This is a genomic window from Cupriavidus sp. GW823-FHT06D04 (assembly GCF_058795055.1).
Genome location: NZ_JBXAHL010000051.1, coordinates 21,165 through 42,360, shown reverse-complemented (window position 1 = coordinate 42,360; position 21,196 = coordinate 21,165). Strand labels below are relative to the sequence as shown.

12 protein-coding genes and 1 pseudogene are annotated in these 21,196 nt (G+C 58.1%); 2 read left to right on the top strand and 11 right to left on the bottom strand.

All coding sequences use genetic code 11. The features are described 5' to 3' along the window. Window positions 1-450: 450 nt before the first annotated feature. From AC1Q7H_RS35780 to AC1Q7H_RS35760, 5 genes are all read right to left on the bottom strand, one after another. Window positions 451-2,160, bottom strand: a complete 1,710-nt coding sequence (locus AC1Q7H_RS35780) for a LeoA/HP0731 family dynamin-like GTPase (protein WP_492316744.1) — start codon at window positions 2,158-2,160, stop codon at window positions 451-453. Next, complete coding sequence (locus AC1Q7H_RS35775) at window positions 2,160-4,364, bottom strand: hypothetical protein (RefSeq protein WP_492316743.1); 2,205 nt, start codon at window positions 4,362-4,364, stop codon at window positions 2,160-2,162. Before AC1Q7H_RS35775 ends, AC1Q7H_RS35780 begins: the two co-directional genes overlap by 1 nt. A 378-nt stretch (window positions 4,365-4,742) precedes the next feature. Further along, a complete protein-coding gene (locus tag AC1Q7H_RS35770) occupies window positions 4,743-5,408 on the bottom strand; it encodes a hypothetical protein (protein WP_492316742.1) in 666 nt (221 codons plus the stop codon). A 13-nt stretch (window positions 5,409-5,421) separates the two neighbouring features. Beyond that, a complete protein-coding gene (locus AC1Q7H_RS35765; protein WP_492316741.1) occupies window positions 5,422-6,900 on the bottom strand; it encodes a hypothetical protein in 1,479 nt (492 codons plus the stop codon). Then, complete coding sequence (locus AC1Q7H_RS35760) at window positions 6,897-8,375, bottom strand: hypothetical protein (RefSeq protein WP_492316740.1); 1,479 nt, start codon at window positions 8,373-8,375, stop codon at window positions 6,897-6,899. Before AC1Q7H_RS35760 ends, AC1Q7H_RS35765 begins: the two co-directional genes overlap by 4 nt. 250 nt (window positions 8,376-8,625) lie before the next feature. On the opposite strand from AC1Q7H_RS35760, the gene AC1Q7H_RS35755 reads away from it, so the two are divergent. Both AC1Q7H_RS35755 and AC1Q7H_RS35750 read left to right on the top strand, forming a co-directional pair. Then, window positions 8,626-9,654, top strand: a complete 1,029-nt coding sequence (locus tag AC1Q7H_RS35755; RefSeq protein ID WP_492316739.1) for an IS630 family transposase — start codon at window positions 8,626-8,628, stop codon at window positions 9,652-9,654. A gap of 140 nt (window positions 9,655-9,794) precedes the next feature. Then, window positions 9,795-10,151, top strand: a pseudogene (locus AC1Q7H_RS35750) (Tn3 family transposase); the annotation flags it as partial. 563 nt (window positions 10,152-10,714) lie between these two features. On the opposite strand, the gene AC1Q7H_RS35745 reads toward AC1Q7H_RS35750, so the two are convergent. The 6 genes from AC1Q7H_RS35745 to AC1Q7H_RS35720 form a co-directional block, all read right to left on the bottom strand. Then, window positions 10,715-12,664: a UvrD-helicase domain-containing protein gene (locus tag AC1Q7H_RS35745; protein WP_492316738.1), complete on the bottom strand. Its 1,950-nt coding sequence runs from the start codon at window positions 12,662-12,664 to the stop codon at window positions 10,715-10,717. Beyond that, complete coding sequence (locus AC1Q7H_RS35740; RefSeq protein ID WP_492316737.1) at window positions 12,661-14,970, bottom strand: AAA family ATPase; 2,310 nt, start codon at window positions 14,968-14,970, stop codon at window positions 12,661-12,663. The genes AC1Q7H_RS35745 and AC1Q7H_RS35740 overlap by 4 nt, the downstream gene beginning before the upstream one ends. 368 nt (window positions 14,971-15,338) lie before the next feature. After that, window positions 15,339-17,336: a DUF262 domain-containing protein gene (locus AC1Q7H_RS35735; RefSeq protein ID WP_492316736.1), complete on the bottom strand. Its 1,998-nt coding sequence runs from the start codon at window positions 17,334-17,336 to the stop codon at window positions 15,339-15,341. Window positions 17,337-17,338: 2 nt separating this feature from the next. Then, entirely contained in the window at window positions 17,339-18,808 is a 1,470-nt protein-coding gene (locus tag AC1Q7H_RS35730; protein ID WP_492316735.1) for a DUF262 domain-containing protein, read from the bottom strand. A 526-nt stretch (window positions 18,809-19,334) separates the two neighbouring features. Further along, on the bottom strand, window positions 19,335-19,775 hold the full coding sequence (locus AC1Q7H_RS35725; RefSeq protein WP_492316734.1) for a hypothetical protein: 441 nt from the start codon (window positions 19,773-19,775) through the stop codon (window positions 19,335-19,337). A gap of 350 nt (window positions 19,776-20,125) precedes the next feature. After that, complete coding sequence (locus tag AC1Q7H_RS35720; protein WP_492316733.1) at window positions 20,126-21,085, bottom strand: IS5 family transposase; 960 nt, start codon at window positions 21,083-21,085, stop codon at window positions 20,126-20,128. Window positions 21,086-21,196 lie beyond the last annotated feature (111 nt).

The window sequence follows — 21,196 nt, the reverse complement described above, 5'->3', positions numbered from 1 at the left end:
ATTGTGAAAAATAGCGAGCCCCTCAGGCTTGTAGAGGGAAGCTTCGCTTTTTACGCGGCTAGTACTTCAGCAGCCTGTTAAGCCCTGTCGAGCCCTGTCCGCCTGGGACCGATGCATCTTCGATGCAGCGATTCCGCGGCCAACCGGCCGACTCTACAACCGCTTGCCGCGCTCGCTGGTCACATGCAGGAAGCAACTCGCCTACTCTCTTTCCTGGCCAAATGCCCACAGCAAATGGCTCGGTGTCTTCGCGGGAAGCCTTTGGTTCGCAAGACCTGCGAATATTCAACGGAAACCGGCTCGCTACCCATGTAATCGATGGTCAAGCCTTGCCGTGGACCACGCGGATGATGATGATGGTCCTGTTCCCGGAGGCTACTGAGTAGCGCGCCAAGCAGCTTCGAACACCGCCGAAGGCACCTCCATGCCATCGGCGGTAGCCGGCCAACCTCAGGCCGCGTCCAGCATCCTGAACTCGGCGTCGATCGCTTCCCCGCGCTCGCGCCAGCGATGGAACTGCTCGCGCTTCATCTGTCCGTTCGCCACGCTTTGTTCGACCTCACCGACATTGTTACGCAGCTCTACAAGTTCGGGGAAGAACTGCGCGTCAAAATCGGGACCATCGATCAGGGCAATCAGTTCCGCACGCTGCTTCTCGAAGTTGTCCACGGTCTTTGCGATCATTTCGCGGAAGGCCTGCTGGCGCTTGGCCTCCTCCCACGAATCCCAGATCTCCAGCGCGAGACCGAACACCGACAGCAGGCCATTGAGGCCCTTCGCCAGGTTGACCGCGCCCCACGGCTTGAACTTCAGCATCTTGCCAAGATCGAGCCCGACGATCTTCGCGGCACCCACCAACCCATCGCGTGCTGCCAGTACCGATGCATTGTTGATCAGGCCGCCCTTGACGACATAATCGATACCCTGCTTGCCATACGCGCGCACTGTTGCATTGAAGTGGCTCACCTCGGCGTCGAATCCCACTACCATCTTGCCGACCTCGATCTTCACCGAGTGTGTCTGCTGGTCGAATTCGTTTTGCAGGTTCGCGTTGAGGACGATGCCGTCCGCGCCAATGTTCCGCTCGAAGAACTCCGCAAACGTATGGGTCGTCTGTCCGCGGACCTGCAGGATGAGATCTGTGAAGAAGTCCGTCACGAACCGGCGCAAGCCGATGCGGACCTCGTTGATACGGCCATCGGCGGTGACGAGCTGCTTCCTGAGCTGCTGGCTCATCGTTTCAAGGCGGACGACTTCCTGCGAGATCTTCTCGTCGTTGTGCACGGCGATCGGCAACTGCTTGCCGAGTACATCGCGGACGATGCTCCGCTTGGTCTCATTGACCACCGCCCCAATGCCACCGGCCGCCGATACTTTTTCGGACGTTGCACGCTGCAACAGCCCGATACGCGACAGCTCGCGGAAGCTGTCAAGGTTCTCCAGCCAATGCTCGGTGCCCATATCAAAGGGATTGGCCGCTACCGCAACAATCGCAAGGTCCGTGGTCTCGGTATCGTTCAACGCGATCAGATCCCGCAGTCGTCCTATCACGTTCTCCTTTTTGATGGCCAGATGACTCACATAGTCGTGTTCGTCGGCCACATCCGCGACCGCGTCGAACCGGCTCAGCACAAAGACCGTCCGCGGCAACAGATTCAGCGTGCGGAAGAGCCACGTCAGCTCCTGGCCGTGGCTTTCCTTGATCGGGTTGACCGGATCCATCACGTAGACCACCAGATGGGCCTCGCTCACGTACTTGCGCGTGAGCTCCTTGTATTTCTCGATCGTGTTCGTCTGTTCGTCGAATTGCTCCTTGAAGCCGAACAGACCGGGGGTATCGATGAGCAGGCAGTCCGGGCCCGCCTCGTAGACGGTCACCGCGTTTGACGATTCCTCGTGGCTGATTTTCATCGTGGACTTGTCCAGCCGTTCGAGCCAGGCCGCCGCGATCGCAGTCTTGCCTTCCGAGTAGCCTCCGATCAGTACGACGCGCAGCTTCTCGCCTTCGATGCTGCGAATCGCATTGGATAGCTTGGACTTCACATTCGGATCTACGCCAATACCGAATACCTCGCCCTGCTCCAGGAATGCCTGAAGCTCCTGCAGCACCTTTAGCGTTCCTGCCTGTTCTTCCTTGAATGAATCGAGTGTCTGTTCCATTACACCGCCTCTCTTTCGGACATTTTCTTGGACAACTTCGCAAGATTCGCGCACACCTTGATCAGCGTCGCATTCACCTGCGCTGCCTGCTCGACCGACCCTTGAACATTCTCGCGAATCTCTCCGATACGCTCGGCGACATTCTCCGCCACTTCATCGCAACTCTGCTTCATCGCGTCGCGCATCCGGCCCACCACGCGCTCGATGTTTTCGTTAGCCGCTTTGCGTTGCTGCGACTTCTTGTAGTCGCTGTCGATCAACCCCCATAGGGCCTTGGCAACGCTTACCACGAGGGTCACGCCGCCGATAGCAAGGCTCACCCAGCCGGCCGGATTCCATAGCATCATCAGTCCGCCCGCAAGCGCCGCCACCAGCGGCATGTACTTCACACCACTATCGAAGGAAATGTTCAATTCAAGGCCGCCCTGCAGGGAATGCGAGTCAATGCCACGGAACGCTTCCTGCAGTTCCTCCACGCGCGCCTGGAAGCGTTCCAGCAGATCGGCCACGTCTTGCTGGAACTGTTCTAGCTGCACCTTCATCGCCACAGGCAGTTCGGACTCAAGCGTTTCCTGTTCGCGGCGGATGACCGCGCCGAGCGCGCTCTTCAGATCATCGTTGCCGATACCACCGTCGATGCGCGCGTAGACTTGGCGACGAACGGCGGTCTCGAACACATGGATTGCGGAGCTGGCACGGTTATGCAAGGCGGGAATCAGGCCGGTCACAGCCAGCTCAAGTTGCTTATCCACGTGCGCCCAGTCGCGCTTAAGCTGTGCCGCCAGAGGCGCGAAGCGATCGCGCTGCGCCAGCGTGATCGTACCCGTTGCCTCCTGTACAGCACTGCGGACTTTGCCAACGTTCGCGATGCGGATGCGCGCATCGCAATCGGCCACCATGTCACTCGTCAGCCAATCGATAAAGTCCTGGAAGCCAGATTTCGACAGCAGCTTCTTCTCCCCCAACTTCGCGAGAAACTTGGCACGGCTTCGCGCGGCGTCCGAGAACGGTACAAGGCAGTCGGCCACGGCAAGAAACGCCGGCAATGCACTCAATGAATGACAGCCCTGATAGCGTTCGCCCAGATGATCGTGCATGGTCTCGTCGAGAACGCCCAGGCTGCTGCGCTCGCTGGCGTTGATGAGCTTGCCGGTCTCGAGCTGCATTGGATTGGTGATGCGCTTGTTGTAGATCGCGCAGACTTCGGCCTGGTCGCCCAGGTGTGCGCGGATCTTTTCAAGCGTGCCCGCTCCCTCCTCGCCCCCGGTCTGGGGCGCGCCTGGCTTGCCCGTGACATAGAATACCGCATGTGCGCCATGCACGGCGCTAAGGATGCTTTGCATCACGCGTGCTTCCTTACCCTCGATGCCGGGCACATCGAGCAACTCGAAACGCTGACCGTTGGCCTCGAATTGATAGCCCTGCGTATCGATCGTAAAGTCGGAACGCCCGGTTCCAATGATGGTGCCGTCTGCCCACGGTGTCAGGCCGTCGAGCGCCGCCTGGGTCTTCTTCAATCTCTCATCCAAGGCCTGGTGCACGCGCTCCGCCTCGGCACATTGGGCATCGAGTTCCTTCTTTTCAGCAGCGTTCGCCGCCTGAAGCGCCTCTCTTCGTTGTTCTTCGCGCGCAAGCTCGGCCTCTTCTGGCAACTTGCTGAGTAAATACAAGATCTTGCGCCAGAGGGGAGCCGCCTGCTTCTTGAAGGCAATCTGGTCGCGTAGCCTGCTCAACTGCTCGGCGAGCGCGGCTTCGGTCGCGGCCAGTTCTGCGTGGCGCTCGGTGGTTCGTGCACGCTCGGCAGACAATTTGGCGCCGCTTTCGTCAAGAGACTTCTGCAATGCGGAGAACGCTGTTTCAGACAACCCGAGCTCCAATTGTTTTTGCCGAAACTGGGTCCGCGCATCCGTCTTGGTTCGCTCGTTCAGGAGAATGCGCAGCGTCTCGATGATCGTCGACTTGCCCGCATTCGTTTCCCCGTAGAAGGCAATCGTGAAGGTATCCCAGCGTGCAGCACGCTCGAGTTCCTCGATGCGCTGCACGAGATTGGCCTGGACCGGCTTGATGAGGTCCCTTACCAGCGCCATCGTCTGCGCGAGGCGCGGATCGGTTGCATCGCTGCCGAGTTGCGTCAACAATGCCTCGATCTCTTTCAACACGGCTTGGTGTAGTTCATCCGATGATGCCTTGACAATATTTCGCATGTTTGATCGCAGATAGTTTGCAGTCGACGGGATAAGGGTCGGCCAAACGCAGGACGAGCACCTTTGTTCACGCACCGCATCGTACAATTTATCGTTGACGGCAACTCACCGGAAAGCTTAAGTCCTGCGTTCAACATGCTCGGATAGATCCCCTCCGCAATGTACCTATCTCCGCTCAGCTCGAATAGGCTACGCACGGATCTGGGCATTATTTGCGCAGATCGCAACCGACGTTTGAGGGAATTCTTAGGTCCGTTCAGGTGTGTCGCGTTCGGCGTGCAGGTGCCTAGCTTCGGTCATAATAGATGGCGTCCAGCATCGCCGCGCGACCGTCCCATACCTGCGTCGTTCGATGAGCCGTCGAATTGCGCATGCTGGTCAACCTCCGGCATCAGGGTACGGGGCCTGAAGGCCTGCTCGTCGCGCCTTTTGATTCGCTAGGAGCCGAAGTCGTACGATCTTTTGCTCTGCAGTGACTCGCTCCACTTGTGTCGCTGTCGACGACAACTCGGCCAACTCAACTACAGCCAAGTCTGCTGCCTGCTTGGCCTCAAGCGCCGCGAACCGATCATCCTCGCTGCCACTTATTTCCCCTTCTGCTGCTTTTGCCTTATCAGCTGCTGCCTTCTGGCGGGCCGTCTTAGCATCGGCAAGGTCGCTCGCGCCTTGTCCGACTGCTTTCAATGCGTCCTGACCTTTACTCGTGGATTCTACTTTCACGCTTTCCAACGTATTGTCAGTTCGCAACTTTACGGCGACCGTACCATCGGAGAGAGCTCCACCACTTACCCGCATGACGTAGAGGGCATCCAGGTTCGCGAGACTCGCAGTTCTCGGCTTTGCATCTACCTCTTCATAGGTCAACCCGTTGAATTGGTACAGGCGAACTTGATATCGCTCGCGGGCTCGGAATGGCAGGCCGTCTACGGTTTCGTTAGGTTTCAAATCTTGATTCAGAGCGCTGACGTGAACCTTGGTGGCGCAGCCTGGCAAGCCAGTCAGAACCGAACACACGATCAACACAAAACCTAGTGTGCGCTTCATCGTTGCCTCCTGCTTACGGATTGCACGGCGGAGTTGAACATACTGTGCGGCCTTCCATTGGCCCGTCTACCACGAGAACATACTCAGGAAGATCGCTGTAGGCACCAGGATTTGCTTTGACAGCATCAATAAATGTCGACTTAACAAGCTGTACGGGTACATCTGTACGGGCAGTGATCTTGGTCTTCTCCGGCCCAGCATCGACAAGCTTGTTCTTGGCTAGAAGTTCACTTCGGATCTTATCGATTCGGTCCTGGAGCTTGTCACGCTCTTCGCGCAGCTGAACATACTCTGCAGCAGCGTATCGGGCTTGCTGTCCTCCCCCGGACGGAACAACGCGGACTCGAGCAAGGAACGTATCCAGTTCTGCGACTCGTTGCACGAGTCTTGGCTCGCTGAGCGTTGTAGCCCATTCCCCGTTCAAACGAGAGATAGTGTCGTCGAGTTGCTTTGTGCTCCGACCATTTCTATCGAGTACGAGCTTCTCTAGCTTCTTCTGGCCCAGCTGGCTTTCTAGATACTGAAGATGTCGCGCTCTCCAGACTTCGGGCGCCATGGATGCGAATTGGTTCGCCATAAGGCTCAGACGCTTTGCGTCGAGCTCGGCGTTCGCGAGCGTCTTTGCGGGGCTGGAAACGTCCTTGACGGGAGCCGGAACATTTGCTTTAGCAAGTTTGTCAATCGCCGCCACGTCACGATTCTTGACTGCCTCTTCTAACATCGCCAACCAATGCTTCGACATTGCATCTGTAGCTGCAGGCTTTGCTTTGTTAAGTGCTTTGTCGTAGTTCGATTTTGGAGTGGCAGAGAGCCTTTTAGCTTCTGCATCCGCTTCGGTCGCAACGGCAGCCAGGCACGCTTTCTGGTCCTGGTTGAGATAGTGAAAGCGTGAGGCCGCGAGAGAGGCCGCCTTCTCCTTAGCTTTGGGATCACCTGATGTTTGTTCACTCAATGCATCAGCCGATAATTGACCTATTAGATTATCGATCTGCAAATTTGTCTTGTTCTTCGTGCAGACTGCAGCTTTGGATGTCCTGAGCATAGCGCGATACTGACCAAGAGCGGTTCCCATATCCAGCGCAGCCGCTGCCGCAGCTGTTTTGATGGCAAACGTCACTGCCGATTCAAGGGTTGCGACAACCCTGGATGTGCTGGTTGCCGTTGCTCCGGAGAGATTCCCTTGCTCGCCAAAGGTGTAATCGAATGTCCCATCGACCAATAGCGCAGGGTCAAGAGCGATGGTGTAGCGTTGCGTTGCATCAGGAACGTCCGTAGCCTTCAGTGTGTAGACGGCCTGGGTTGGATCGCTAGCGTCGGCGGCGATGTCGACGGAGTACTCTGGCTTCGTCATCACAAAGGGAATGCCTGTCGACGTCCCCGCGGGAAGTTGCCCACTCGGCGGCAGCTTGTGACCGACGTAGGTCGTTGTGCAACCTGTAAGTCCGATAACGAACGCCGAAAGTGCTGCAATTTTTTTCGAGGCCATATTCATTGGCTTCCTTTCGAGTTGCGGCGCGATTTGGTGCTTCGACGCACGTGTTCGAGAAACATGAGGCTGGGGTTAGAGTCGTCGGTGGCTCTGAAAACATCTTCGGCAGCGTCAACCGCTTTTTCCAAATCGCCGTTTTCGCCACTCTTTTTTTGCCTTAGTCTTACGACCCTGAGCAATACGTCTCGCTCCTGTATCCGCGGAGCGGCATCTCGTTGAAGTTCGTCCAGAGAGGGAAAGGGGCGAAGTTTTCGTGCCGCCGCCTTGCTCTTTAAAAATGCCTTTGTCGAGGCCGGAACTTCACGAGAGGCAAGAAGTTCCTCTACGGCTCGCCAGCCTGCGGCAGCGTTGCGCGGGAAATCGCGCGTGATAAATTCCTGGAACGCTCTGTCACCAAAGTGGCCAACTGGCGATTCGACCACAAAGTCGACGACATCGCTCTGTGCTCCGAGTGTTGGAACGACGGCTTGGAGGCCATAGATGCCTGGCGTTGGGAACAGCACCCCTGCACTGTCCGCGGCGAGTGAGTAATTTCGGCGGATAGCTGATCGCGGTGCCATATCTATTCGCTCGGTCCCGCAAGTCAGCGCTCTCTTCTTGTATTTTCTGCGCTGCCCATCTGGAGATATGACATGAAATTCTACCAAGCCGCTTCGCAAGTCGAGATTTTGCGGCAGCGTTATGCTTTGGGCATCTAGTTTCGGTGTAATTTGAATCTGAAAATCGACCGGCTGCGCCACAGAGCCCTTTGCGATCTGTAATACCAGCCGGCATTCGACGAGTCCACGAGAAATATCATTACCGCCGGCGCTGGTAAAATCCTTGAAGCGCGTATTCCAGGGGATGATATCGAGGGGAGGCGTTTGCGCTAACCAATCGCAGCAGGTTGCTGACATGGGAAGTCCGATAGGCCTTCTCTTTCCATTTCCGAAGAAGATAGGAAGATTCGTTTTCTGAAAGGAACTTCCAGCTGAGATTGCTTTATTCCAAACTTCCTTGCGATCATTGACTTCAGAACGCTCATCCCATTGATTCATTACAGTGGGAAAAGTATCGTCGGCATCATCATGTGAGAGGTTGAGCATATGCCCAATCTCATGAGCATAGATTTCGAATTGTTCTTCCGGGTCGTTTCTTTCGAATGCAGCGGATTGCGAGAAAATTGCACAAACGCCACGCCGGTCTAAGTCCAGAAGCGCCCCGTTAATCCAAGGGCCTTCTACGGACATGTCACCAACTATCACGACTCCTGGGGCAGAAGTACCTGGCGGATTTGGTGCCAGTGAACGGCAGAAATCTCCAATCTCGTCCGGATGGTCGGCTGGGTCATCTGCGTCCGGCAGGCGTGCGCCCGGAGTGAAGCTAAGTTGCCAGCCCAGGGCAGCGAAATAATCGATGAGGGCCTGCTTCGGGAATGTGGATGCAATTCCGGTTAGGCTGGCAAGCGGACGCACCAATAGCGAGATTTGGCCTCTCATGACCCCCCCTTTTTGTTTCGTGTGACATCTAACGTGCCCACTGCACTCTTCATTATGGTTAACGAAAGGGCTGTCAGTACCCCCTCTGTCCGGGGGTGCCCAAGCGAAGGAGATAGGAGGGATGTTCCTGCCGCCAAAAAGCTCAGGATGTTCCTTGCTTTCCCTTTGACCGGTCAATATTTACTCATAAGTCAGGAATTTGGCGGACAAATAGTCTATCCTTGAGCGATGGTCATTGAGGGGAGCGCTCATGAAGCACGACGGCCGCAGCCTGGCTCACAACACGCTTGAAGAAATGCGCATCCTGGCGGTGCAACGCATGGCCGAGGGGGAGCATCCGGATGATGTCGCGGCATCGTTCGGGATGAATCGGTCGTGGGCATACAAGATTCGCGCCCAGGCGAGCGGCCGCGGTGTACGGGCGCTGCGCTCGACCAAAGGCACAGGTCGCCCGCGCACGCTCACGCCTGCGCAGGAGCAGCGGGTGTTGCGATGGATCAACGGAAAGAATCCGATGCAGTACGGGTTCGATTTTGGGCTGTGGACGCGCAACCTGGTTCGCGAACTGGTGCAGCAAAAGTTCGGCGTGACGCTGAGTCTGGCCTCGATCGGCGCGATGCTGGCACGCCTGAACCTGACGCCGCAAAAGCCGCTGCAGCGCGCTTACCAGCGCGATCCAGAGGCAATCGATCGCTGGCGGCACGACACGTATCCGGCCATTGCCAAGCAGGCTCGTGAGCAGAAGGCGGATATCTTCTTCTGGGACGAATCGGGCTTTCGCGCTGACTCGGTGCATGGAAAGACCTGGGCGCCGCGCGGCGAAACGCCCATTGTCGAGCGTCCCGGCCAACGGCAAAGCATGAGCGCGGCGTCCGCCGTCAACTCGAAAGGTGCCTTCTGGTTCGCAACGTACGAAGGCGGGCTCAGCGGTGAGTTGTTCGTCACGCTGCTCAAGAAGCTGATGTTCAATCGAAAGAAGGCGGTGCATCTGATCGTCGACGGATTGCCAGCGCATAAGAAAGCCATCGTCAAGGACTACGTCGCCAGTACGCAGGGCAAACTGACCTTGCATTTCCTGCCTGGTTACGCCCCGGACCTCAATCCGGATGAGTTGGTGTGGAGTCACGTCAAGCGCAACGGCGTCGCGCGATCCCCTTTGCAAAAAGGCGAAAAGCTGGGTCCGCGAATTCACGAGCAGCTTGCACAAATTCGACGCGACCCGAAGCTCGTGCGCTCGTTCTTCAGGCACCCATCTGTCCGCTATATTACTGACTTATGAGTAAGTGAATGCCAACAGTGTGTCCCGGTATTTGACAAGTAGATGGAGCTTATGCTATGAAGACGAAAACCCCTTCGACAACTACTCTCCTGTGGTGCGCGCCAGCAGCGACGCTCTCCGTACCTAGACTGGGTGGCATTCAGCGCCAAGCCGGTGCAGCGATCGAGGGCGTGATCCGACAAGGCGGTTCGGAAGACGTAGCGCAACTTGCAGTGGATACGCACGGCTTTACAGATTTCGCAATGAGTCTGTCACGGCTGTTGGGCTTCGATCTCTGTCCGCGACTGTCCCACCTGCGCGACAGACGTCTGCATGTTCCCAGGCATCATGATGTGCCTAGCGAACTGGCTGCTGTCACGGATGCAGATGTTCGACTAAGCCTCATTGAGTGCGCCTGGGACGAGCTGGTGCGGATTGCGGCATCCGTGCAAAGCGGGCAATGCACTGCAGTCCAGGCACTCACGCGCTTTGGAGTGGCGGCGCGTGGACAGCTCGTCTCAAAGACCTGCGGATCACGACCTACATCCCCGCTCGGCGTCGGTCCGTCCGTCGGCCGCGATTAGGCTTCTTGGAGGCTTACCATCCCTCCCCTGCCGGCATGCCCGTGTCGCGATCGATACATCAGCGGATGCAGGGAATGACCCAGTCAGCAAGTTATTGATTTTACGGGAATTTCTTGTGAGCGCCGCCCGGAAACCCGCATGAATGCTTGGGGCAACTATCCCGGTAAATTGCATCGAAATCAAAGGGATACCATTGAAGAATGTTCGATGCCGTCGCTGGCCCTCATATCCAGTGGACATTTCATCACGAACGATTCCACGAGCCAGATAGCGGGCTGCAGCGTGCACGCGAACGCGAGACAGACATGGCTCGGAGCTGGTTCATATCGAACGGGGAATCCGCTGTGGCACGACTCCGTTCGTGGAACACGGCCGTGTACGACGGACCCCATACGAACAAAGGAATCGCGACCCGCCAGACAATGCCTGTTAGCAACGTAGTCCCTGCGGTGCCCACGGCAAGGGCGATCGCGAACTCCACCGTGGCGCCGAGCGGGCTACTGAATCGCTTCAAATTCGCCGTCGGCAAACCAGCCGCTGTCTTTGATTCGCGCCAGGGCAGCAGCCGGGTCGGAAGACCAGAGCACAAGCGCCAACGACTCTTGGGCGCGGCTGCAGGTAACGTACAGGAGGCGCAAGGTGCGGTCAATAGTCGTCTCCTTGCCTTTATCCGCGTTCTCCAGGTCCGTCTTGCTGAGCTTCGTGCCCCCAAAAATCTTGTCATAGGAAATTTGGTTGCCGCCGGCCAACTTGTCGTCCATCACCACCATGACATGGCGGAATTCTGAGCCCTTGACGACCTGGTGGGTGGCAAGCACCGAATTCCCCGCAAGGTAGGAGCGGTACTTTTGGAGCTGATTCCAGGGGGCAGCAAATAGCGCGCACCAGCCACGACGCATCCGGTCCTGTTTTGACTCCTCTTCGCCTCGGCCGGGCGCTGGAGGTGGAGGCGACTTGTCGGCATACGCGGCCAAAAAACGATGGTCAACCTCAAACAGATTTGCGCTCAAGACCGCGGCAAGCACCTCTTCCACGGTGGACTTCGGATTCGCACAGGCGGTGGCGAAAGCTGCAATGGCTTTACGCATTTCGTCGACGCGGCTTGCTCGCGCCGCCGTGCCCTCGGGCATGTTGTCGAGGCGGCCGTAGCGCCGAAAAACGTCTGTGGCCTTGAACTCGTCCACAGCACCATCGGAGCCAACGCATGCTTCAAGATGGGCAAGCTCATTCAATAAAACTTGTGCGGCAGCAGGCCCCTTGTTTTCGCCACTTCCAGTAGGTGCGGCAGCATTCGGGTCTAGCAGGACCATGGCATCGAACGCATCGAGAAACGAGCCGCGAGTAGCGACGAGCTTGTGTTCCAAGGCGAGCAGCTGAAAATGACCTTCGCTCCAGGCGGCTGCCCCGCTTGCCTGCCGCATCTGATCTGCGCACCAACCTTCGCCGCGCACCTTTTCCTCCGGCGTAAGCGATGTGTCACCCACATAGAGCCGAACCACCCCGCCTGTCTTCTCTGTTCTTGGATGCTGTTCCACACCATTTGCAGGTTGGGTCCGGCCCTCAAGCTCCGCCTCCCAGATTCTGTTGATGAGGGTGACGATTCGGCGCTGGCTGCGATGGTTCATTCGCAGCTCTGGCGTTGCCCAGCTCGGCGGAACCAAACTTGGAAGGTCCGAGTGCCCATCGGTATAAATGCGTTGCCGATGGTCGCCAAGCAATCCGAGGGTGAGGCCGCTCCCCCTCGGCTCCGCAAGGCCCATCAAGGCATCCAGCATGCCCTTCATCGTGTCCTGGGACTCGTCGATGAGTACGACGGGGTGACGGTCTTTGAGGATGGTCTGGAGCGTAGGCCTGTTCTGCAGGAGCCAGGCCGTTGCGTCGAGCACGTGGTTGTGAGCAAGCGCTCCGGAGCCGTATGTATTGCGGTCCGGGTGGTAGATGAACACATCCGTCGTTCTGAACGCCTCAATGTCTGCTTTGATTTCATCAAGGTCCCTCTGTTTAGCCGGCGTGATACCTCTTGGCTTTGCTAGGGCCTCCGCAGTTTCTTTTTCGAGTTTAGCTTCCTTGACAGCTATGAGCGCCGTTCGGATGTCATCATTGAATCCACTGATGAGTTCCCAGCAAAACGCGTGGATGGTCGATACCCCGACCAAGTCGTTATCCCCGAGGCGTCCGTTGATGACCGAGACCGCGTTCTTGGTGTACGTGACCACTCGTATGGACCGCCCGTACATCCGCAGGCGCCGCGCAAGCTGGCGACCCTTCTCGTGCTCCAGGACACCCGTCAGCCGACGTAGCACTTCAACAAGCGTACGTGTCTTCCCCGAGCCCGCGCCGGCGAAAAGGAAGTAGCTGCGGGGAGGCTCCTCAGTGAGATAGCCGCAGATTTCTTCGACAACTCCAGCGTCGCGGTCGTTATCAGCAACCATGGGAACTGTGCTCATCCCATCAGCTCCTGGTTCGGTTCAAGCTGCGTTTGCAGCCAGCCTAGAGCGTCCGCGATGTACTTTGGGCATGTGACCGGCTCTTCCGTCGAGACCATCTCGAAGATGCTCGCAGCAAAGTCCCCCTTGTTGAACGAGTTGTGCATGAGCGTGTGGAGAGCGGCTAGCAGTTCTGGAACGCTCCCGGCTTCAGCAACTCTTTTGGAAACAGAGCGAAGTGCACCAGTCGGTGTCTCAATCTCTACGCCATACTGATCAACCTTCTCATCCATCAGGCTCTTGAACCAGGCCATGTTTGTGAGAACGAGTGAATCTTCGAACGTGCTAGGCCACTTGCCGTCCGCTTCGGCAACGGGCAACTGCCAGGCGAACCGCACAAGGCAGTCAGCGGTCTCGTTCCAGACCAACTGAGCGTCAGTCGGATTCTGGAAATCGTCGAGCTTCTGCAGCTTCGGATGCCAGCCGCGGAGAGTTGGGTTACCGCAGTGAAGTCCAGCTTGACCAGTGTTCGCAACGGCGACCAGCTTCTTAGTCGGCTCACCATTCTTCTTGGGCTTTGCTTCCTTTTCTTCGGAAGGGTCGATGTCGGTAATGATGACCGTGGGAATCCGAAGCTTCTCAACCAGCGGCTTGAGTCGGTGGGCATGGCTCCCGCCGATGTCAAGAAAGGACACGTAGCGGCTGTTCAGTGCCTTGAAGTCCCGCTCGATGAAAAGCGGTACCAGCATGCGTTCCGCAACGCCCTCAACGAAAATGGCCGCGTTGGCAAACAGCAGGTCTGTGTGCTGAACGCGGAAGTAGCGCTCCGCGAACTGGCGGGTCTTCTTGTCATCACCAAAAATCTGTCCAAGGTTGACAACTTCGGTCGTCGGCATGGAGTTCGCCGCGCTCTTCGCGATGCGCCGAACGTACCGAAGCCGGTCAAAGTTCTCCGCATGAGCAAGATGACTCGAATGGGTACTGATGAGTAGCTGGCTCTTAAGCGCCGACGCATCTTTCTCAGTAGGGCTGATGAGCTGGTGCGCCTTGTCGGGAAAGATGCGCTGCACCTGAACATGGAGGTGCGCCTCTGGCTCCTCAATCATCACCAGGTGAACGGGTGCCGGTGACCCTTTCTCAGGCTTGAGTCGGGCTGCTTTGAAGGAGACCAACTGGTAGCTGAGCGACTGTAGATTCTGGTAGCCAAGCCCGATAGAGTATTCTGGGAGGAGCTCCTCAAGCGACTCCTTTTGCATGCTGTACTGGACAGCGGTCCCATGGTCGAGCAAGTCAGCCGTCTGGATGCGTGTGCGGAAGCGAATCTCCTGTGGGTCATGTAGACCCGGATATCCGAGTTCCTTCACCTCCTCAACCGAATCGGCGATGGCTTCGTGAATCTTCTTGTCCAAGTCCTTCTGCGCCTCGGCTACCGCCTTGATAAGGTCCGCACGATGACCGTGCCCAGTACTGGCAACGTTCAAGTGCTGTCGGGCAAACTTGAGAAGCTGGTTAGAGAACATGCCGACCCGATGCGGGCCCGAGGCCGACCGCGAATCAGCTTCTTCGCTGCCGAGCCCGCGCTGAGCTGCAACGAAGTCAACGCGTATCAACTTCGACAGGTGCTTACGCTCAATTGGACTGGCGTCTGCGGCCAGCGGCTGAGTAGCGTAGGTCGTGAAACCCGTCACCGGGTTGTTATCTGCGTCTAGCTTGTACGCGCGAACTTGGCCGAGCTTCGATGGCTCACGTAGCCAAAAATCGAGAAGGTCAATAGGCCACGCCAGCGAGTCCACACCCATATCCTTTACGGGTGAGCGCGCGGTGCAATACGTCCAGGCCAGCTGTTTCAGCTCATCAACGCTGGCTGCCGGTTCCAGTCGCAAGCGAACGCCGACAGCGCCCTCCTTCCAGCTGAACTTGGAAAGGAATGGTGCGACATAGTGGTACATACCAGCCTCTGCATCAAACCAGAGGTCCAACGTCGGCATTGCCGCTAGAAGCGTTTGGAGCTGCTCTTTCCACAGCTCTTCGGATCCAGCCACCGTTGATGGGTCTTCCGTTAGTGCTTCCCATGCTTTGCCAAGCGCTCGCAGTTTTGGCCACTGAGAGAGGCTGATGTCGAAAGCGCCGAAGGGGGCTCCATCCGCAAGGAAATGCCGGAGAGCTGCAAGGACCGAGGTTTTCCCGCTGTTGTTAGCGCCGACCAAGATCGTGGTCTTCTTGTCTAGGTCCAATTGGACCTTGCCGAGGCGACGAAACTGGCACAGCTCGAGAAATCGAAGTTTGATGTCTCCCGATACCGGTGTGGCGAGGCCCGCGTCTGACATTGATTATCCTATCAACTGAAATGTAGGGAGGCGCCGCTATACAAACGGTCTAGGGCACCAGGGAACAAACCCGTATGTTACTGATTGTAACAACCCACAAGGACCGCAAACCATTTTCTACTCGTCAGCTTCTGCTGGCTTCTTGAGCCACACAGTCATGACAACAGTCAGTACGGCCAATACTGCGCCGAAGTAGCCCAAATGTGGCCGTCCGGCCCATTCGATGCAGCCACTGCCGATGGCGGCACCGAAGGCTATGCCTGTTCGCGGCTGAGCTTGCCAGCCGGCGCCCTCGCCTTATGGTACAACCCTCTGCCATGCCGCGCCGCCATGACGAACCGCCAGCATGGCGCCTCGTTTGCTTGCCACTATGAGCCGGTCTTACACGACGCGATATAATGGTCGAAGCATTTCAGCATGTCCTGCTCGTGTGTCCGCGCTAGTTCGTCGCTCCATGTTTCGTTTTCGTAAATCAGCGCCATCTTCAACGAGTCGAGCTTGGATTTGTTGTTATTCAGGAAGCGTTGACGCTTCTCATTGAATGGCAGGTTCCCGTATTCGGAATTGATGCTGCGCGAAACGAGCGCCAGATTACCGAACCGATCCATCATCTGATCGGCCCGATTGTCGTCTCGCTTGCTGGGCGTTTGCGGTGAAATATGCTCGACAGAATTCTTTGCGGTAAGCCTGAAGCGCTGCCATTCTTCCGACTGTCGTACCTGCTGGTGCCACAACACGAACTCAAGTTTGTAAAACCAGTAATGCGCAAAGTTCACGCCGCCCGGCTCAGTCAGCACGTCCTGATACACGAGGCGCCGTTGCTGCCACGGGTCTTCCATGAACGAGCGCGTGCGGCAGGCCAGGGATGTTTCCAAGGCCGAGCAAAGCAAATGGTTGTCGAGGTGCTGCAGGAACCAGAAATACGCCTCGACACTCGCGTCGGGGTGCCGCACCATGAACGACAGCAACGGGGTCAGCCAATAGTGCGTCGTGATCTCCTGCGAGTGATACAGCATGCTTTGCAGCAACGCGAAGCCGCGGTGGGACTCGGCATCTCTCGATCGGTTGATGTAGCTTCGGCTCCCGTTTTTGGTCGTCGTGGTGCTTGTCGTCACGCTGCTGATTAGGTGGATGTCCTCGTTACCGCGGTCCACCCACTTGATCACGTGGAAGTCGAACAGCACCCGCACTTGCCAAAGCAGGTCGATAAATTCGCAAACGTCTTGCGCGCTCGTTGCGGCGCTGAAGTAATGCGCATCGAACAGCGTCAACAGCTCACGGTCCAGGATACGGGGCAAGTCTGGCCGCTTGTGCCGGCATAGCCAGACGCGCAGTACATGCTGCAGCAACAAGGGAAACCCGACGATCGAGCGCACACGCCCCGGGATGATGGCGGCTTCGTCCTCGGCTGCATCGCCGGCGTCGTCCGACTCGGCGCCAAGGATGGCCGCTAGGTCCAGCGCCTGATGGTCGCCGGAGGCCTGCAGACGGCTGGCCATGGCATCTCGCACGGCGTTGCCGTCGCCCAGCCGCCCGCCTGCGTACAGTGCATGGACTTCGTAGGCTGGCAAGCCGGACAGCGCCGCGAGGTTGCGTTCACAATAGTTGTCCATGTCGGCGCATGCGTCCCAAAGCACCGCGAAACTCGCACGTTCGCGCTCGCCCAGTGCATCCAACATGCGCGCCTTGAGGATCTCGTGGTGCTGCAACTGAACGCCGCGGTTGTTGATCACCTCGAACAACTTGTTCAGGTCGGTCTCGCGCGGCACCTCGGTCACCACGAATTTCACCTTGTCGAACACGAACCCAGTGAGGCCGTCCCAATCGATCGGCTGGGAAGTTCCGGACGCGGCTTGCGCCCGAGCGGAAAACACCTGCTTCATGCGCTCGACGGCTTGTCCCATGCGCTCGAGACCGGCATCGTCCGAATCGACGAACGCAGGGTCATGGTTGGTCCACGCGTCAAGCATCCGATTGACCTCCGGGCGAATGGCGAACCGCAGCCTCGGTTCCTTCGCTCGGCCGGACGGCACCGTCAGGAACGGCTCAAGCACACGCCGCCAAGCGTGACATAGCATCCAGAGCGTCGTGAAACGCTGCTGGCCGTCGATCAGGTCGAACGCGCGCGCGGCTGTCGCCCGGTCCGCGCCGGGAGCGGACTGTTCCACGATTAGCACGCCGCCGAGGTAGAAGATCGACTCGCCCCGCTCGAATGCGTTGATAAGGTCGTTGAGAAGCGTTTGTACCTGATCCTCGCCCCAGACATAGAGTCGCTGATAGATTGGCACGTTGAAGCGCCAATGAGGACGCTCGTTCGTGAGCTTCGCCAAGCTGTACAGCTTGGATTTCAATTGCATCGTCGCCATGCTTACCCCGCAGACAGTCGCCGCGCGACCCACTCGCCCTTCGCGGCGAGGCTGCAATCGGACGGCTGCCCGTAGTAATCGAGAACCGCTTGCTTGTATGTAGCCTGGACGCCGCTCTTTTCCATGTCGATCTGTTCACTCCGATAACTGTCGTAGCGCTGGCTTTTCAGGTGATCGATGACCTGGTCCTGAGTGAAGGCGCCGGCAATCACGTCCAGCAGGTTCATCACCGGCGCATCGCGGAAGAATTTCTGCGCGGTCTCCAGCCTGACCTGCTGTTTCTCGACCCGCACCGCCCCCAATGCGTGCTCGAGCCAGAGCGAAAATTCCCACAGCCGTTCGCTGCCGAACTGGTCCGTATAGAACAACACGGCGAGCAGGAAGATCTCCTCGAGGAACAGCGAGTTCCTTCGCACCAGCCGGCGGTACACGTCGCGAAAGCGAAGCACGTCTCGGTCGGTGGTCGCGTCCCCCATCAACTGCCTAAGCATTGCGGCATATTTGTCTGCGTAAAGGAAGAAACCCAAGCCACGATGGATCGGCTGCCGAATCGCAAAAGGTAAGTCCGCAGCATGCGGGCTCAGCGAAATCTCAGTCAATTGCAACGCACCGTGGCCATCCTCGGCAAGCATGAGCGACAGGGCCCGCCGGTTGCTGCGGGCCTGATAGAGCGGGACTGTGTTGTGTGCGCTCGCCTGCAAGCTTTGCGACTGGAATTCATGCAGCAGCGCGTCGTGATCGCCCTCGAGTGCCCGCTTGCCCGTCCAGCGCCGGGCCCGCCACAGGAAGCGCGTGAACATCGTCTGCACCAACGCCTGTTCGTGGGACAACACCGGCTTGCTATTCTGCAGTTGCTCCCAGCGGCGGGCACACTGTGTCTGCAGGTTTTCCTGCTGAGCGGTCGTCTCGCCGGTGACCGCCCGCAAGTGATACGCCTTAAGCAAGTCGGTGGCATGCAGAGGCACGCCGCGATTGTTCTGGGTATCAAAGAACGTGAACGCCAGGTCCACCTGGTCGACCTGTACGACGGTAAACACCACGTGCTCGAACAACGTCGCGTCGAGCCTCGTCGTCGCTTGCCGGAATTGAAGCGCCGCCGCACGGATCAAGCGCGCCGACGCAGGCGAATAGCGCAACGCGCATTGCGGCAACTTATTGTGAAGGCAGTGGTAGAGCACGCATAAAGCGGTCAACCGTTGCTGCCCGTCGATCACGTAGCGCTTCTGTTTCTCGGCACTCCGATGGAGCAATACCGTGCCCATAAAGTAAGGGGGCCTGGGATCCTGATTCCGCTGATAGGCGACCAAGTCGTCTATCAGTTGCGCGATCTTGTCGTTGCGCCACACAAAGCCGCGCTGATAAGTATCCACTGCAAGCGGCCAGCTTTCCGGAGAAAACAGTTCGTTGAAACTGCGTACGTCGACGTCGACCAGATTGCCGCTCGCGCCATTTCTTTCACCCATTTCCGCCATGTTTCTGAGGTAATTCCTGCATTGTCCGTTGCTTCGGCGCTAGCGGTCCGATAACGCCTCAATTAACGTCGAAGCCATCGTAGTTCAAGCTCCCGCTCCAGAAGCGCGACGCGCTCATCGGGCCGGGAACATCTACGCCGGCTATCGTGCTTCGATATCTCTGGTTTGCTTGATCGCAGCGTGCCATTATGCCTTAGCCCCGCACGCGACCCATGCACGTCGAGGCATGTGTCGAGAGGCGGCAGGACCGACTCGGGCGACCATCACTGAGATCTGTGTAGCCTCCGCTCATGCAAGCCACATCGAGCGAATTGCAGCAAATAGAGCCCCCAGTCCCGGATAACGACAGCACATCCCCGTCGTTCGGGAAGCCCGAAATGGAACGGCAGCTACGGGGGCGAGAGAGGACGGTGCCTAATGCAGCAGAGAACGACCGCTGCCTGTCTGTGAATAGCCTTAAGACAGGCAGCATGGGGCCTATCGCTGTCGGCCAGCCTCCTTTACCCCTAGGGTGACCATTTGCGCCTCAGTTCCACTCGCCTATCTCAATTTTCTCCAACCCTTCGAGAAACGCGTTAGAGAGCCGGTTCAGATCGTCCAAGTAGTCGGACAGCTTACCGTAGGCCCGATCCATGTTATCGCTCCATTCATCATTGGATAGCGACGTATTGTCATCGGCATCAGCAGACCACAACGACACAGTACTTGAAGGCGTGTCACGACCGAAGTCAGTCAAGATGCGACGCGCCCGACGGAACGGACCGTCCAGTGTCTCGCCATACGCCTCGATCTCCCTCTTCAGCGATATGAAATCGGAGACGCGGGCGATGCGAAGTCCCGAAAGCACCGTGCGCTGGAAGGGGGGATCGTCCTTTTGCTGCAGATTGATACGGCGACCGTCCGGAAAGCCGCTCGCGGCAAGGCTTTCCGACTTCCCTTTATATCGATAACGTCGACTCTTTCGCAAGTCGTTGATTCACAAGAAATTTGGAGGCGCGACCGTGTCAATTTACAGCAAAAGGACGATCACCCCTTAGCTGGCTGCGCCGCCGCGATGGCGCGGTAATCGTCCTTACCGGCGCGGAATATTGACGCGGTGCGCGGCGCCCTTGCCGGTCGGCGCAAAAATGAACGCAGCGGGGCCATGCCACCAGCCAATCCCGACGACACGGCATCGCCGTCCTGCCCCGCTTCCGCTCTTGACGAGAGTCAAGCGAAATTCTGAAGTCATTTCCGATCAGCGGGAAAAACTTATCCCGCGGATCGGCCTTGTTGCATAAATCGAGTTTGAAGACAGGTCCCGCTGTGATCTTGAATTCATGCGATACGGACGGACTGAGGGCGGGCGAGCGCCGTCATGCGATTGAGCACGCCCACGCGAATCGCCACCTCGGTCGCCTGGGAGCCAACCTTGCGTGCCCACAGGCAATTGCCTGTGAGCGTCTTGAGGCGGTACATCAAGGTCTCGACGAGCGAGCGCCGGTGGTAGCCGCTGGACGTCTTCCATTCGCGCCGGCTACGTTGTGCAATAGCGTCAATCGCCTCGTTGCGCCATGCCGCGCCGGACGTGCTCTCCGGCCAGGGCATCGCACCCTCGCGCGGTGGAATCGACGGTTGCGCGCCTCGCGCGGCAATCGCCGCATGGCATTGCTTCGTGTCGTACGCGCCGTCGCCGCCGATGGTGTCGATCGGCGTGTCGGTGGGGATCTGATCGAGCAGTTCGGGCAACACGTCGGCATCGCCAACGTCCTGATGCGTCATCAGCGCAGCGCATATCTGGCCGGTCTTCGCGTCCATCGCCAGATGCACCTTGCGCCAGGTGCGCCGCTTCGAATAGCCGTGCTTGCGTACCTTCCACTCGCCCTCGCCGAATACCTTCAGGCCCGTGCTGTCGATGACCAGATGCAGCGACTCGCCGGCGCGCTGCGCGGGCAGCACCACCTCCAATTCCTGCGCGCGGCGACTCAGTGTTGTGTAATTCGGCACTGGCAAGTCGGCGAAGGCGAGCCTGCGAACGCTGTGGGCAAAGCCCTGAAGGGCACGCAGCGGCAGGCGGTACACCTGCTTGAGCCCGAGCAGCATCTGAATCGCCGCGTCCGAGTAGACACGCGGCCGACCACGCTTTGGCGCCCCCGCCTCGAGCGACGCTTGCAGTACGCTTTCGTCGATCCACATCGTCACGTCGCCTCTCGCGATCAAGCCCGCGTTGTACTTTGCCCAGTTCCTGACGCGGTAGGCCCCCTTGGGCTCACGCGTCTTGTGTTCGTCCTTGCGCATCTTCTCGGGCAAAAAATCGAGAATCTACGCAGTTCCCCGCAGAGTTAACAGGGGCACCGCCTCGACCGTTGCGCGTAAACGTCAGGCCGCCGCTAGACACCCGGATTTATG

What these genes read in the sequence shown, in the direction of transcription:
- AC1Q7H_RS35735 (WP_492316736.1), bottom strand. Translation starts at nt 17,336, where the DNA reads ATGGCGACGATGCAATTGAAATCCAAGCTGTACAGCTTGGCGAAGCTC.
- AC1Q7H_RS35775 (WP_492316743.1), bottom strand. Translation starts at nt 4,364, where the DNA reads ATGCGAAATATTGTCAAGGCATCATCGGATGAACTACACCAAGCCGTG.
- AC1Q7H_RS35770 (WP_492316742.1), bottom strand. Translation starts at nt 5,408, where the DNA reads ATGAAGCGCACACTAGGTTTTGTGTTGATCGTGTGTTCGGTTCTGACT.
- AC1Q7H_RS35740 (WP_492316737.1), bottom strand. Translation starts at nt 14,970, where the DNA reads ATGTCAGACGCGGGCCTCGCCACACCGGTATCGGGAGACATCAAACTT.
- AC1Q7H_RS35760 (WP_492316740.1), bottom strand. Translation starts at nt 8,375, where the DNA reads ATGAGAGGCCAAATCTCGCTATTGGTGCGTCCGCTTGCCAGCCTAACC.
- AC1Q7H_RS35745 (WP_492316738.1), bottom strand. Translation starts at nt 12,664, where the DNA reads ATGAGCACAGTTCCCATGGTTGCTGATAACGACCGCGACGCTGGAGTT.
- AC1Q7H_RS35780 (WP_492316744.1), bottom strand. Translation starts at nt 2,160, where the DNA reads ATGGAACAGACACTCGATTCATTCAAGGAAGAACAGGCAGGAACGCTA.
- AC1Q7H_RS35765 (WP_492316741.1), bottom strand. Translation starts at nt 6,900, where the DNA reads ATGAATATGGCCTCGAAAAAAATTGCAGCACTTTCGGCGTTCGTTATC.
- AC1Q7H_RS35755 (WP_492316739.1), top strand. Translation starts at nt 8,626, where the DNA reads ATGAAGCACGACGGCCGCAGCCTGGCTCACAACACGCTTGAAGAAATG.
- AC1Q7H_RS35730 (WP_492316735.1), bottom strand. Translation starts at nt 18,808, where the DNA reads ATGGCGGAAATGGGTGAAAGAAATGGCGCGAGCGGCAATCTGGTCGAC.
- AC1Q7H_RS35720 (WP_492316733.1), bottom strand. Translation starts at nt 21,085, where the DNA reads ATGCGCAAGGACGAACACAAGACGCGTGAGCCCAAGGGGGCCTACCGC.